Below are 13,079 nucleotides of genomic sequence, written 5' to 3'. Positions count from 1 at the left end.
TGAGAAAAAAGAGGGGGGAAAAGAGTTAATAAGAGAGATATAAGGATGAAGGAGCTGGATAGAAGGGAATTCATAAAACTGGGACTGGCAACCGGCTCACTGGCCGTCATCGGCGACGGCGGAGAGATCGTCGCGAAAGTCCTGGGCAAGAGGGAGAGCTCCGTCAAGGTCATCGTCCTCGGCTTCGATGGTATGGACCCTTTAATCGTAGGGACGTTGATGGAGCAGGGTAGGCTTCCCCACTTCCAGAAACTCCGGAGCGAGGGAGGATACAGGCCGCTCCGGACGAGCATCCCTCCTCAGAGTCCGGTGGCATGGTCGAACTTCATCACAGGGACGAACCCGGGCGGTCACGCGATCTACGACTTCATCCATCGAAATCCCGACAATTATTTCCCCTATCTTTCCACGTCTCGCACGGAAGGGGCCAGCAAGACGATAAAAATTGGAAACTATGTTCTTCCCATATCGGGAGGCAAGGTGGAACTCCTGCGCAAGGGAAGGGCGTTCTGGCAGATCCTGGAAGATCATGACATTCCCGCTACCATCTTCAAGATTCCATCCAACTTCCCCCCCGCGGAGACTAAGCAGAGGACGATCTCAGGGATGGGAACGCCGGACATTGTGGGAAGCTACGGCATCTTCAACTTCTACACGACCGAGCCGACAGAGATGAAGCCGGACATCGGCGGCGGGAAGATCCATCTCGTTCGCGTCTATAACAACAAGGTCGAGGCGCAACTCCCCGGTCCAAAGAACAGCTTTAAAAAGGACAACCCCACATCGGGGATAAAGTTCACCGTTTACATCGATCCCTGGAATCCGGTTGCGAAAGTGGCCATTCAGGACCACGAGTTCATTCTCAGGGAAAAAGAGTGGAGTGCATGGAAACGGATCTCATTCAAGATGATTCCCACTCAGAGTGTAAGCGGCATATGCAAATTCTACCTCAAGGAGGCTCATCCCCGGTTCAAGCTTTACATCTCTGCTGTAAACATCGATCCGGCTGCTCCAGCCCTTCCAATCTCCACACCGGAAAGTTATGCGGAAGAACTGGAAAAGAAGTTCGGCCCTTTTTACACAAAGGGTCTCCCTGCCGATACGAACGCCCTGGATCATGGAGTCTTGGACGATGAGGAGTTTCTGCAACAGGATCAGGAAGTCCACGAAGAGAGCCTGAAGATGTACGACTATGAGTTGAACAGGTTTGAGTCCGGTCTTCTCTTCTATTACATATCGAGCACGGATCAGCGCCAGCACATGTTCTGGAGGTTGATCGACAAGCAGCATCCAGCGCATGACCCGATCCTGGCGGTAAAGCATGGTAGCGCCATCGAAGACATCTATGTGGAAATGGATAAGATTCTGGCAAAGACGATTGAAAAAGTGGACAAGGATACGGTAATCATGGTCATGTCGGACCATGGCTTCGCATCCTACCGCCGCTCCTTCAATCTGAACACCTGGCTCAAAGAGAATGCCTACATGAAGCTCATAGATTCGCGGAGGCAGGAGGATTTCGAGTTCTTCCTGAACACCGACTGGTTGAGAACGAGAGCATACGCCCTAGGGTTGAACGGGCTTTACATCAACCTTAAGGGAAGAGAGGGGAAAGGAGTCGTCGAGCAGTCAGAGAAAGAGAATCTGGTCCGTGAGATTGCTCGAAAGTTAGAGCAGGTCGTGGATCCGCTGACCGGCGATAAAGTCATTAACAGAGCTTATGTTGCCACAGACGTCTATCAGGGTCCTTACGTGAATGAAGCCCCGGACATCGTCGTCGGATACAACCGCGGTTACCGCTGTTCCTGGGCCACTCCTCTCGGAAGGTTGCCGAAGCCGCTCCTGGAGGATAATCTGGAGAAATGGAGCGGGGATCACTGCATGGACCCCGAACTGATCCCGGGGGTCATCTTCTCCAATCGCAGGATCGCGATGGAATCTCCATCGCTCTATGACCTGACGGCCACGATCCTCCATCTCTTCGGCATTGAGAAACCGAAGGAGATGATTGGCCGGAACATATTTTGAGCATTGTGCCATGATGGGAACAATATGTGAGGAGAAATGTTATGGGAGCAACAAAGGTAAAGCTCGATTCAGACCTGGTGGAAAAAGTCAGGAGATATGCCGAGATGTCAGGGTACGCTTCTATGGAGGAGTTCATCACCCATTGCCTGGAAAAGGAGATGGCAAAACTGGAAGAGGCGGATTCCGAAGAAGAGATCAAGAAGAAACTCAAAGGCCTCGGCTACATCTCCTGAATGAATTCTGGCAGGCAATGTCAAGCATCGGCATTCCTCAAGGTCTATAACTACGTGAAGATTCGAGTCGGTGGTCTGAGGTCGTCATAATGGCAATTGTTAATTCCATATTGGGAGCAATCTTCAGCCTGTTCTTCTTCCTGTTCCAGGGCTTCGATCCCTGGATCGGAATGATTGTTGTGTCTCTCATTACCGCCCTCTTCATGCTCTTCATATATCGTTTCACCTCCAATCAAGAAGGGATCAGAAAGGTCAAGGATAAGATCAAGGCACACCTCCTCGAGCTGCGCCTCTTCAAGGATGACATGGTGACTACCTTCAGAGCGCAGGGGAATATCCTTAAATACAACCTGAGATACATAGGTTACTCCGCAAGACCGATGCTCGTGATGATCATTCCGCTGATCCTCTTCCTTATCCAGCTCAATCTATGGTTCGGGTATCAGGCGCTGGCTCCCGGACAATCTGCGCTATTGAAGGTAAAACTCGACGAAAGTTACAACCCCATGGAAATTGATGTCGCAGTCGAGCCGCCATCGGGCCTTGTCCTTGAGACCCCTCCACTTCGCATTGAAGAGGAAAAGGAGATTGACTGGCGCATCCGCGCGGAAAAGAGCGGTCTTTACGACCTCGGCTTCAAGATAGCCGGGGAGAAGATCACAAAGAAGGTGACTGTCGGCGGCAGGCCGCTTGCCAGGATTTCACCGGCAAGGGTGCAGAGAGGTTTCCTGGATGAACTCTTTAATCCCGGGGAATCTCCCATCCCGAAAAATTCGCCGGTGGCTATGATAGAGATCGTCTATCCTGCCGGGAGCATGAACCTCTTCGGATGGCCCATCTACTGGCCCATTGTTTATTTCATCCTGTCCATCATCCTGGGCTTTGCTCTTAAAGGTTTCTTCCGCATAGAAATCTAACTTTTATGACAAATTGGTCAGGTGTCGTATTCCTGGGATTATCCTTCTTTCCAGCAGTGAGGGTCTTCGGCAAGGTAATCGCCTGTGAGTGCGAATGTCATGGCCCTGCAGCCGATGCAATCCGGGATCTCACAGACCCCGCAGACTCCTTTTAGATTCTCCCTCTTTCGGATCTCATTGAGGACTTCAGAGCTATCCCAGATCTTATACAGAGGCTCGTGAAGCATGTTACCGATGGGCAGATTGAACCGGCGGCAGGGAAGCACCGTTCCATCCGGCAGGAGAGCCATTCCATCCCGCGCCACGATGCATTCAGCGCCATACAGGTGAGGCCTTCGCATGGCGCTCTCCGCCTCTGCAATGAATTCTATCTTGATGGCGCGGTACTTCACCATCTCTTCAGGATCGTACGTAAGATCGCACATCAGGCAGATCTTCTCGTATAGATCATTGAGTTCATATCCAGAGACAACACAATCGGTGATCTTCTTTCCCTGCCCGAGGGGGATGAAGCGTTCAACGATGAGACCATCCACTCCTAGAGAAAGCGAAAGCTCAAACATGGCTGGTGCCTCGTGGAGATTTTGCTTCATCAAGGTGAACATAATGGTCACGGGAATGGCGGCTTCCGCGAGGCTTCTGATATTCCTGACGGTCTTCTTAAATGTTCCGTTTCCGCGGATGAGGTCGTTCGTTGCAGCCGTTGCGCCATCAAGGGAGACAAAGACGTTTCTCAGTTTTTGGAAGCGGCGCAATTCTTCGGGAGCGTGCCCGCTCTTTGATGCATTCAATCCTGTTGAGTCTCGGCCGAACATGGTGCCGTTAGTGATGATTCCCGTTTCCGAGACGAAATCAGCCGCATCGAGGATCTCCAATAAGGCCCAGATCTCCTTTTTGAGCAGGGGCTCGCCGCCGGTCAAGGCAACCTTGAGTTTGCAATCCCATCGGTCCATCGCCTCTTTAAAACCGGTGCAGATCTTCTTGAGTCCGTTCATGTCTAGCTCCCCGCCGCTTGTGAAGCTATCCTGATAGCAATCAATGCACCTCAGATTGCAATGGTCGGTGATGTGCCACTGAATGTAGAAATCCTTTGTTGTCGAACTGGCTCGCATTTCAGACTGCCATCGTGCGGGTGAATTCTGTGCCGATCCTTCCATTCTTGCAGTGCGGAGTCATCATAAATGCCGCGGAGTGTTTTGCCTGGACCGCGAGAGCCTGAGAGAGCACAACGCCACAGGAACTCTGTATTGCTTCTGCTATCGCCTTCCTTGCGGCTTCCGCAACAGGCGTGTCCGGAGCGGGCAATCCCCTGATCTCTTTCGCCACATTTTTCAACGCTTTCTCATTCACCTTTCTCTTTAAAAGACCATGCTTGCCACCCGTCACGATCTTCCAGATCGTCTGCAGGCACTTCTCCATCGGACCCGCATAGTCGATCAGCCAGCCAACAGCCTCCTTGGCCGGGACAGCTCCTCCTGTAAGCAGCAGATGGATGAGTTTTATCCAGTTCTTCGAATCGGTCTTCCTGAAAGGCCAGTGACATCCTTCCATTCCTGGAACGACGGGTAGAGTGACTTCGGGCATGCCGAGCTGTGCATCGTCGACCGCAACCTGGTAGTGACAGTGCATAAGAAGCTCCAGCATCCCTCCCAGGCAGCGCTTCCCGTTGACAAACCCGACGGAAAGTTGGAATTCATCGTTCAATCTTCGGGCAGTCTTCGACCAGTTAGTGGCGATCCGAACTCCTTCTTCAATCTTATCGAGAGCAGGGAAAAATTCGCTCGTATCGGCGCCGATCATCTGCGTTGAAAGATGAAAGTCTCCCGTCACAATCACGCGGTCGATTTTTTCCTTCTTCAGCCAGTTGATGGCACGATTCAATTCAGCATCAACATCGCTGTTGTAACTCTCGCGGCTGATGGTGATGACTCCAACCTTTCCGTCATGCTCGGCGTTGACGTAAAGCTGTTGCCACTCCGCTCCATCCATTCGCTGGAAAGTTTCTGGATACCAGGCAGCCTTCGCCGCTTCTGGATGAAGCCTGTGATAGGCGCTTACTCTCTTGATTGTTGCGTCGGTGCCGTATTTACGAGTGAATGCCAGGATACCATTGCGGAACTGGGCACAGAGCTCTCCGATTGCATTGAGATGTGAGAGATGGGCACGCTTCTCGTGGAGCATGAGACTCGTCATCTGGAAGACGGGCCCGAGGATCCAGCTCAGGAACTCTTCCTCGTCGTCCATCTTCCAGTCCACGAGAGGACGGAAGTGGTCCGGCGGATACCAGTTCTGCCCGCTGTCCTTGTATTCCTCCAGTTCCGGCGTCGGAGTAAAGAGCTCTCCGTACTTCTTGCTCAGATGGAAGAGACAGGACCAGGTCAGGAAGTTCGCTCCCTTCGCGCCGATCGCGTCGTGAGCGCGGAAGGGGTTGGGACCGATTAGTTTTCGGACATATTTATCGACCTTCCAGAAGGGCATGTTGCTGACCCGGTGATATCGCAGCGAGGCGAGCATGAGGCCGCAGAACAGGACATCGAGGACGAACGACCAGTAGTCGCTGACCGGGACAGGGATCAATCCCAGCGCCCAGAAGAGCTGTGTGATGGGCGATGGCTTCTCTTCGACAATCTCCCAGATCTTGTTGATCTCATGAGGGAAGGAAGGATGTGCGATCCCGACCCCGAGTTCGGAGCTCGGGAAACCAGAGGTTACCGACCGGATCTCTATCTTAGGGAATGATTCGCGGAAGATCTTGTAGTGTGCCTTCTTTATCTCGAGGATCTCCGGGATCGCCTCAAGAAGGAAAGCAGGTTTCAGATCTTTGAGTTCGGGAGGAAGATGCTTCCCGTCGTAGTTCAGGCGGATTATGTTCGCCATGATTCTGTTTGCCCCTTCCGGTCCGAAGGCTCTCATGAGTCCTGGATACTGTTTGCCGATCCCATCCGGTGCATTGGGAAAGTCGAGTCCGACGATCACCACGCCGAAGGGTTGCAATCGTGAGCCGAGCTGCATCGTCTTTCCGGCTCCGACAATTCCGTTTGCCCCGGAGATGACCATGCAGCTTCGATTTTTAGCAGAGCCGAATATCTTTTCGACGAGGTCTTCCGCACGGGTGGGTAACTGTCCCTTCTGGAAAATATCGAGGACAGAACCGAGTCCGAGCGTCTGGAGGGTTGGTTGTCTCATTGACTTCATCATCTCCGCTTACCTCCTTCCCTTCTTTGATTCCGTGACTTTGAAGATGGCCGCTATGCCGACGTCGCCGGCTGCGCAGCCGAAGACGATCACATAACCACCGCCCATGGAGACCGCTTCCTCCAGGGCTTCAATGATGATCCTGGTAAGTGTTGGTCCCTGGGGATGGCCCCAGACGAGCGAGCATCCGGTCCTGTTCATCCTGTGCCAGTCGTAATTCAGTTGCTTGCAGAAGACTGCGTCGTTGACGGCAAAGGGGTTGTGGTTTTTGACAACAGCCATATCCCCCATCGTCAGTCCGCACTGCTTCAGCAGTTTCTGAACGGTCATTCCGGGCGCTTCTGGCATGTGGCTCGGAAGGGTCCTCACCTCTGCCTTCCCGATGAACTGGATGTCTATCTCGGGGTGCTGGCTCAATTCATGAGACTTCTCCTTTGTGGTAACGAGCATGCAGGCCATGCCGTCGGAGGCGTGTGTCTGAGTGCCAGCGGTCACGCAGGTATCCAGCTCGCGCATCTCGCGCAGTCCGCTGAGCGTCAACTGCCGGATCCCGAGGTCCGCGTCGATGCGCCCGAGGAATCGGCCCTGCACGTTCAGCACATCCAGAGGAACGAGGACGCGATTAAGGATGCCGGAGGCCATGCTCTCGAAATACTGCTGGTAACGATGGAAAGCGATCTCATCCACCTCTTTCCGATCCAGCTTGTATTTACGTGCCGCGATGCCCGCTGTGGTGATCATGGAATTCCCCGTGGCTGGATCGAATCCGAAATTATCCCAGACGTCGCTGATGGGGATCGTTCTCTGGTATGCCCTGCGTTCGGGAAAGACACCGACAGGGGAATCACTGGTGCGATCAAACGTAAGTACGCCGACGACCTCATGAGCACCGCTCTCGACTTCCGCGCCTGCCAGTACAACAGCCTGCAGTCCAGTCGCGCAGGCCTGTTCCATGTGATAACCCGGAATTCGGCGTCCCAGGCAGCTTGCCACAAGTGGCGCATTCCAGAACTTCCAGTGCCAGGGGATGGTCGATCCTATGATTAGATAATCGAGCTCGCTTTTTGGAACTTTTTTCAATCCCAGGATCCGGTTCATCGATTCACCGGCAAACTGGCCTATGTTGACCTCGGCAAGAGAGGACATCTGCCAGGCGGGAAAGTAGCTGCTCCCCCAGGTACCATAGGGGATTCTGGCTTTCGGAAACATACGAGCATCATCCTCCATTTCTGCCTCCTTCCATACAAATCATTTGAATTATTGATGATAGTGAATTTCTTCACCAGCAATAGTTATTTAGAATACCAAAACCTCATCCTCTATGCAACAAGCAATGAAACTTTGTCAATGCATATGAATATGTCTGGTTTTGTTCCACATGAAAATGTCCGGTTTTCCATCTGGCGACAACTCATCTCCAAGCATAAGATAGAGTTGGATATTTCTTCCAGGGATGGCGAGGAAGAGTATATGAGATGCCTAATAGTTGCTGGTATTACGTGCGAGACGTTCGAGTTCGGCGTGGCGGAAACAGCTGATGAGGTGATCATTCACAAGTCCGGCGGCCTGCATGAAAGCATAGCAAATAGTGCTGCCGATGAAGGAAAAGCCCCGCCGCTTCAGATCCTTGCTCAGGGCATCCGACAGTAGAGTATTGGCTGGGATCTGTCGGAGAGTTTTCCATCGATTGATCCTTGGCTTTCCATCCACAAATGCCCACAGATAATCATCGAAGGAACCGAACTCTTCCTGGATCTGGAGAAAGGCTCTCGCATTTCTTACAGTGGCTTCTATCTTGAGACGGTTTCTGATGATCCTGATGTCCTGAAGAAGCCTGGCGATCTTCGTGTTGTTGAACCGTGCTACCCTGGCTGGATCGAACCCTGCAAAGCTATTGCGAAATGAGTCCCGCTTGTGCAGGATGGTCTTCCAGTTTAAGCCCGCTTGAAACGTATCCAGGACCATGAACTCGAAGAGTCGCAAGTCATCGTGAAGGGGTACACCCCATTCCGTATCATGGTAGGCGATCATCAGCAAGTCATCGGCAGGCCATGGGCAGCGCGACACTGAAGTGCTGAATAGGTCAATCATCCTTCACTAAAAATGAATGTGGCGGAGAGGGTGGGATTCGAACCCACGTGACGGTGTATAGCCGCCAAGACGATTTCGAGTCGCCCCCGTTACGACCACTTCGGTACCTCTCCGCTATTTCTTCTTCGTCAGCTTTCTCTTCTCGAGGAAGAAGTTCTCTATGATACCGGCGCAGCTTCTTTTCAATATTCCGGATGAGATCTCCAGATGATGGTTCAGGTTCGCCCCAGATCTTTCGATGGTCTCAATGAAACCCACGGCTCCTGCCTTTGGATCGTCGCTGCCATAAACGAGCCGCTTTATTCTGGCATGGATCATGGCTCCGAGGCACATCAGGCAAGGTTCAATTGTAACATAGAGCGTGCTGTCCACCAGCCGGTAGTTTCCCGTGACGAGAGCCGCCTCCCTCATGGCAATGATCTCGGCGTGCGCAGTCGGGTCAGACGTGAGGATGGGGCGGTTGAATCCTCGGCCGATGACCTCCCCGTTCTTGATGATGATGGCTCCGATGGGGACTTCGTCTCGCTCTTTTGCCTTGTAGGCTTCCTCGAACGCCATCTTCATATATCTTTCATCTTCAGAGACACTGTCTATTCTGATCATATTAGACCTCCTCTGGATGAATGGTTGTTCAGTGGCAAGCGCCAATAAAATTCAGAAAGATTCCGATGAGATGACCGATCTGTTGAATGATGCAGAACCATTGCTTGAATCATATTTCCAGGAATTCAGCAATCTATCGTCAGTAATATCGGCTATTATCTCGGTTGCCAGCAAGGTCTGGTACGCCCAGGAGGATTCGAACCTCCGGCCTTCTGATTCGTAGTCAGACGCTCTATCCAGCTGAGCTATGGGCGCAAACCATTGACGTAAATAATAGTAACAATAATTGTTGGGAATGGCAATAAACTGGAGTGCACCCCAAAAGTTGGACAAAAAGATGAGTAAGATTCAGGTAGAATAGGGGATCCGTAGAGCAAGAGGAGCTGAAGAAATGAAGAACAAGAGAAAATTCAGTCTGGAATTCAAAAGGAACCTGGTGGAAGAGATCGAGACCGGGATGCTGAGCATGGCGCAAGCGATCCGACAACACGAGCTTTGCTACACAGTCATCCGCAGGTGGAAGGAGCAGTACGAGCGAGGGCAACTGAATAACGAGCCGTCGGAAATCGGGGCGATGAAGAACAAGATCGCAGAGCTGGAACGCAAAGTGGGTCAACAGGCGATGGAAATCGATCTTTTAAAAAAAGCCCGGGAACACTATGTGCGGAGTCTAAACGAGAAGTCATCCGTGCTTACGGGAAAGGAGATATTGGAACGAGGTGCGAAATCATGAAGATCCCGAGGAGCACCTACTATCACAAGGTGAAAAAGAAGGATGAGGAGGGAGAGAAGGAGCTTGTGAGAATGATTGAAGCCATCGTGGTGGAATTTCCGAGATACGGATACCGGAGAGTGACGAAAGAGCTTCTGCGGCGGAGCCGACATGTGAACCACAAGGTTGTTTTGAAGCTGATGCGCCAGCACGGGCTTCTGTGCAAGAGGAAGCGCTCGTTTGTCACTCATACGACCGACAGCCGTCATGCACATCCGATCTATCCGAACCTGATCAAAGAGATCGTCGCAACCGGGATCAACCAGATCTGGGTTTCGGACATCACCTACATACGGATACTGAGGAGTTTCGTGTATCTGGCGGTGATTATGGATGCATTTTCGCGGAAGGTGGTCGGGTATGCGGTCTCCGGGTGGCTGGACAGGACGTTGACGATCGCTGCATTGACCATGGCGATCGAGAGCAGGAATCCGCCGCCGGGCTGTATTCATCATCCGGACCGGGGAGTGCAGTACGCTGCCGAAGAGTATGTTGATATTCTGAAAGCCGGGAAGTTTCGGATCAGCATGTCGGACAAGGGCAACCCGTATGACAACCCATTGGGTGCAGTTCAGCGCAAACCATAACTATAACAATATTTTTAAGGGAAGGCAACAAACAATCAGCCGTTTCTATAAGTGTTACGTGGACAAATGTTTTTATACGGATATTTTCACAAGCAGTGCTTCTATACCTGAGACTCCAAGTGTCAATAAGTACATTCGTCTGCGATTTCGCCACTTTTACCGAGTGTTCTGACGGTATAGTAGAAGATGTCTCCCGGATTATTGAGCGGCGTCGAGTCAGTATAAGTTGATTCCTGTACCGTGGCAATCAGGAAGGGAGCCAATTGATCCTTAGTTTTGCCGCTTCCCACATCGGCTGCATTCATGGAACGATAGACGTTGTAAGCATCCATGTTGATTCCCGAGAGGTCCTCCCAGTCCAGAATGGCTTCACCTCCGCTTCCCTTATTGACAATAAGATTGCAAACAGGGGGAATGTAACCATTGTTGCTGTAAAGCCGAACCGTGGTATCGATGACCTGATTGAGGTTCATGGCTGCCTTGTTGGACCAGGTGGCATACCAGTCATCGGTGGCAGGGGGAATGAAGGAGACATTGCCGGAAGGACTATCAATAGCAATCTCAAAAGCCTGAAAGGAGGAACCTGAAGTGAAGAGGGAGTAGTTGTAACTGTCAGCGATGAAGAAATCAAGATTCCCCGGCTTGATATCTTCTCGATATGTGATGCCGGTGCTGAAGCCATCACCCGTGAGGTATTCATCCGTGACGGAATAGGTAACCTCCATCAGATTGTCAATGGTGGGATCGGGTGGCTCTGTGGCAGGAGTGACCGAGAGGCGAGGAACGCTCCCATTTGTGAACTGATAGGACCAGTAATAGGTCATGTTGGGTTGAGGGTTATCGATGACAAGAGCATATCCGCTTGCAGGATAATCACCCCAGTCAGTATGAACATTGACATAATATTTTCGGCAGGGGGTTGGGTAGGCGTTATTATCCCCGAGTGTGAATATGATCCGACCATTCTCATCGGTGTGGCCGCGAGATATTTCGTTGACAAAGAGATGAATATCACAGAGGAGATTGTACGGTTCGCTTGCTACTTTCACACGAGCACCATCAACGGGGTATCCATTCGCATCGGTGATGGTAACGACTAGCTGACAGGTGGATGTGTAGTTGGCCGTCTGATCCGTCCATCCATATCCATCCCCGCGCCAGGCGTGTACAGCGGCCAATCCACCGGTCCAGCCATCATGCCCCTCAGGATGATCAATCTGCTTGTCTTCTGCCTGCCATTCAATCCAGCGTCTCTCGTAGAATTCATTCCAGACGTGGTCATTGGCATGGGCGCTCACCCCAATAGTTGGAATTAAGGCGGCACGGCCAGCGGCAGTCTGCATATCCTGATACTCGCCGCAGTTTCCATCCTGATAGTAATAGATCGTGACAGGTTGAATCGGCCTGCATCCATCCTTGTCACCCCATTTCCCCAGGATTCTGTGGACCCACTCGCTGACCTGTCCAACGGCTCCATTTTCAGGTCCATGTGTATCCTTCTTTTGAGCCCAGAGGACATGGACATTCTGCAGCCATTCTTTGAGGAGGGGGCAGGGGCCATCTTTCGTTCCATCATGGTCATTGTCGCACTGTCCAAAGTAAGTGGGGCAGGGGCTGTCAATCGTTCCATCGCTGTCGGTATCGCATCCATAGAAATATTCCCTCCAGAATCTTCCATTGGGGGGTGAAGCAGGTGTTCCCGATCCGGAGCAGGGAGCATCCGGATCAATGTAAGTTGGAATCTCATCGGAGCCACGGGGATGAACGATGTACCAGTAATAGATGTCTCGGGGATACTCATATTCGTTGATCGTGCCGTTCTCATCAACCTTGTATCTCACCGTTGAATAGTAATCTCCTCCATCAACGGAGTTGCCGTAATTGATAATCTCCGCATAATCCACATCGGCATCAACTTTGTAGAGCCATTGAGCATTATCTGTGATGAGCTGCGTGTAGAAGTTGGAATTTGTGAGGTCGCTCGTGGAGATATGGGCGACACCCCAGGCAATCTCGTCCACGTAAGGGTCTGTAGCATTGAGAATCAGATCAGCCAGCGTATCCTGTTTTCCGGAATCGAGGCGTGAGAAGCTCTCCTCAAGCTCCTTCTGCATCCATGCGGGAGCCTTATCCACCGCCTGCCGGGCTTTCGCTGTCAGGGGATCAAAAGGCTGGACAGCCAGGAGCATGTTGGTATCATGGTCGAATTGAATTGCCAGATATTCCGATTTCTTCAGTCGCTGATAGATGCTCCTTGTATCCATGAGAGTCCAGGCTGGATCACCGGTCAATGATGGAGTTGGTGGAGCGCCTGTGACTGTGGGAACAATTCTAGGGTAGGGCCATGGAACGGCAATCGTCCTATGGGAGTCATCAATGATCTTTTCCAGAACTTCTACCACCTCTCCCGTTGGGATCGTGACACAGCGTGATTGGGGCGCGAGGATTTCTTCTGTTTCATCGCTTCCATCACAGCCGGAAACCGGAGATGCCTGTATTACCTTCCAGGAAGGTAGAAAGACAAAAGAAATGATGAAACTCAGGATACAGAATGAACTCTGCAAATAAAAATTCTTACCTTCTTTTTCTTTGAAAAATATTTCACAAATATTGGACATAGAACACCTCTTCAAAATCAAAGCTGCTTAAATTA

At 51.5% G+C, this 13,079-nt stretch carries 11 protein-coding genes and 2 tRNA genes; 5 read left to right on the top strand and 8 right to left on the bottom strand.

Annotated features, from left to right (window positions below; genetic code table 11):
- Positions 1 to 45 precede the first annotated feature (45 nt).
- The 3 genes from AB1756_01870 to AB1756_01860 all read left to right on the top strand — a co-directional run bounded on the left by AB1756_01870 (position 46) and on the right by AB1756_01860 (position 3,178).
- Positions 46 to 2,028: an alkaline phosphatase family protein gene (locus AB1756_01870; protein MEW5806088.1), complete on the top strand. Its 1,983-nt coding sequence runs from the start codon at positions 46 to 48 to the stop codon at positions 2,026 to 2,028.
- A 41-nt stretch (positions 2,029 to 2,069) separates the two neighbouring features.
- Positions 2,070 to 2,261: a hypothetical protein gene (locus tag AB1756_01865; protein MEW5806087.1), complete on the top strand. Its 192-nt coding sequence runs from the start codon at positions 2,070 to 2,072 to the stop codon at positions 2,259 to 2,261.
- An 89-nt stretch (positions 2,262 to 2,350) separates the two neighbouring features.
- Positions 2,351 to 3,178: a hypothetical protein gene (locus AB1756_01860; protein ID MEW5806086.1), complete on the top strand. Its 828-nt coding sequence runs from the start codon at positions 2,351 to 2,353 to the stop codon at positions 3,176 to 3,178.
- Positions 3,179 to 3,216: 38 nt separating this feature from the next.
- Here AB1756_01860 and AB1756_01855 read toward each other — a convergent pair whose 3' ends face one another.
- The 7 genes from AB1756_01855 to AB1756_01825 form a co-directional block, all read right to left on the bottom strand.
- Positions 3,217 to 4,290, bottom strand: a complete 1,074-nt coding sequence (locus AB1756_01855; protein MEW5806085.1) for a radical SAM protein — start codon at positions 4,288 to 4,290, stop codon at positions 3,217 to 3,219.
- Between the two features lies 1 nt (position 4,291).
- Complete coding sequence (locus tag AB1756_01850; GenBank protein MEW5806084.1) at positions 4,292 to 6,376, bottom strand: hypothetical protein; 2,085 nt, start codon at positions 6,374 to 6,376, stop codon at positions 4,292 to 4,294.
- Between the two features lie 6 nt (positions 6,377 to 6,382).
- The gene (locus tag AB1756_01845) at positions 6,383 to 7,600 is read right to left on the bottom strand and encodes a hypothetical protein (GenBank protein ID MEW5806083.1); all 1,218 of its coding nucleotides are present in this window, start codon (positions 7,598 to 7,600) and stop codon (positions 6,383 to 6,385) included.
- Positions 7,601 to 7,852: 252 nt separating this feature from the next.
- Positions 7,853 to 8,464 (bottom strand): DNA-3-methyladenine glycosylase I, encoded by a 612-nt coding sequence (locus tag AB1756_01840; GenBank protein MEW5806082.1) that lies wholly within the window; start codon positions 8,462 to 8,464, stop codon positions 7,853 to 7,855.
- A 19-nt stretch (positions 8,465 to 8,483) separates the two neighbouring features.
- Positions 8,484 to 8,577, bottom strand: a tRNA-Ser gene (locus AB1756_01835).
- A 1-nt stretch (position 8,578) separates the two neighbouring features.
- Positions 8,579 to 9,067 carry a tRNA adenosine(34) deaminase TadA gene (gene tadA, locus AB1756_01830; protein MEW5806081.1) on the bottom strand — a complete coding sequence of 163 codons (489 nt, stop codon included), beginning with the start codon at positions 9,065 to 9,067 and terminating at the stop codon, positions 8,579 to 8,581.
- Between the two features lie 178 nt (positions 9,068 to 9,245).
- A tRNA-Arg gene (locus AB1756_01825) sits at positions 9,246 to 9,322 on the bottom strand.
- A gap of 136 nt (positions 9,323 to 9,458) precedes the next feature.
- Here AB1756_01825 and AB1756_01820 point away from each other — a divergent pair.
- Together AB1756_01820 and AB1756_01815 are read left to right on the top strand one after the other, a co-directional pair.
- Positions 9,459 to 9,800: a transposase gene (locus AB1756_01820; protein MEW5806080.1), complete on the top strand. Its 342-nt coding sequence runs from the start codon at positions 9,459 to 9,461 to the stop codon at positions 9,798 to 9,800.
- Positions 9,752 to 10,426, top strand: a complete 675-nt coding sequence (locus AB1756_01815) for an IS3 family transposase (protein ID MEW5806079.1) — start codon at positions 9,752 to 9,754, stop codon at positions 10,424 to 10,426. Before AB1756_01820 ends, AB1756_01815 begins: the two co-directional genes overlap by 49 nt.
- A 122-nt stretch (positions 10,427 to 10,548) precedes the next feature.
- Here AB1756_01815 and AB1756_01810 read toward each other — a convergent pair whose 3' ends face one another.
- Positions 10,549 to 12,990, bottom strand: a complete 2,442-nt coding sequence (locus tag AB1756_01810; GenBank protein ID MEW5806078.1) for a hypothetical protein — start codon at positions 12,988 to 12,990, stop codon at positions 10,549 to 10,551.
- Positions 12,991 to 13,079: the final 89 nt, after the last annotated feature.

It is taken from the genome of Acidobacteriota bacterium (genome assembly GCA_040752675.1).
Taxonomy (GTDB): Bacteria; Acidobacteriota; Polarisedimenticolia; order JBFMGF01; family JBFMGF01; genus JBFMGF01.
Note: the sequence above shows the minus strand (reverse complement) of the source record. Positions and strands in the feature narration are given on the sequence as shown.

What these genes read in the sequence shown, in the direction of transcription:
- AB1756_01855 (MEW5806085.1), bottom strand. Translation starts at nt 4,290, where the DNA reads ATGCGAGCCAGTTCGACAACAAAGGATTTCTACATTCAGTGGCACATC.
- AB1756_01860 (MEW5806086.1), top strand. Translation starts at nt 2,351, where the DNA reads ATGGCAATTGTTAATTCCATATTGGGAGCAATCTTCAGCCTGTTCTTC.
- AB1756_01870 (MEW5806088.1), top strand. Translation starts at nt 46, where the DNA reads ATGAAGGAGCTGGATAGAAGGGAATTCATAAAACTGGGACTGGCAACC.
- AB1756_01865 (MEW5806087.1), top strand. Translation starts at nt 2,070, where the DNA reads ATGGGAGCAACAAAGGTAAAGCTCGATTCAGACCTGGTGGAAAAAGTC.
- AB1756_01850 (MEW5806084.1), bottom strand. Translation starts at nt 6,376, where the DNA reads ATGATGAAGTCAATGAGACAACCAACCCTCCAGACGCTCGGACTCGGT.
- AB1756_01840 (MEW5806082.1), bottom strand. Translation starts at nt 8,464, where the DNA reads ATGATTGACCTATTCAGCACTTCAGTGTCGCGCTGCCCATGGCCTGCC.
- AB1756_01820 (MEW5806080.1), top strand. Translation starts at nt 9,459, where the DNA reads ATGAAGAACAAGAGAAAATTCAGTCTGGAATTCAAAAGGAACCTGGTG.
- tadA (MEW5806081.1), bottom strand. Translation starts at nt 9,067, where the DNA reads ATGATCAGAATAGACAGTGTCTCTGAAGATGAAAGATATATGAAGATG.
- AB1756_01845 (MEW5806083.1), bottom strand. Translation starts at nt 7,600, where the DNA reads ATGGAGGATGATGCTCGTATGTTTCCGAAAGCCAGAATCCCCTATGGT.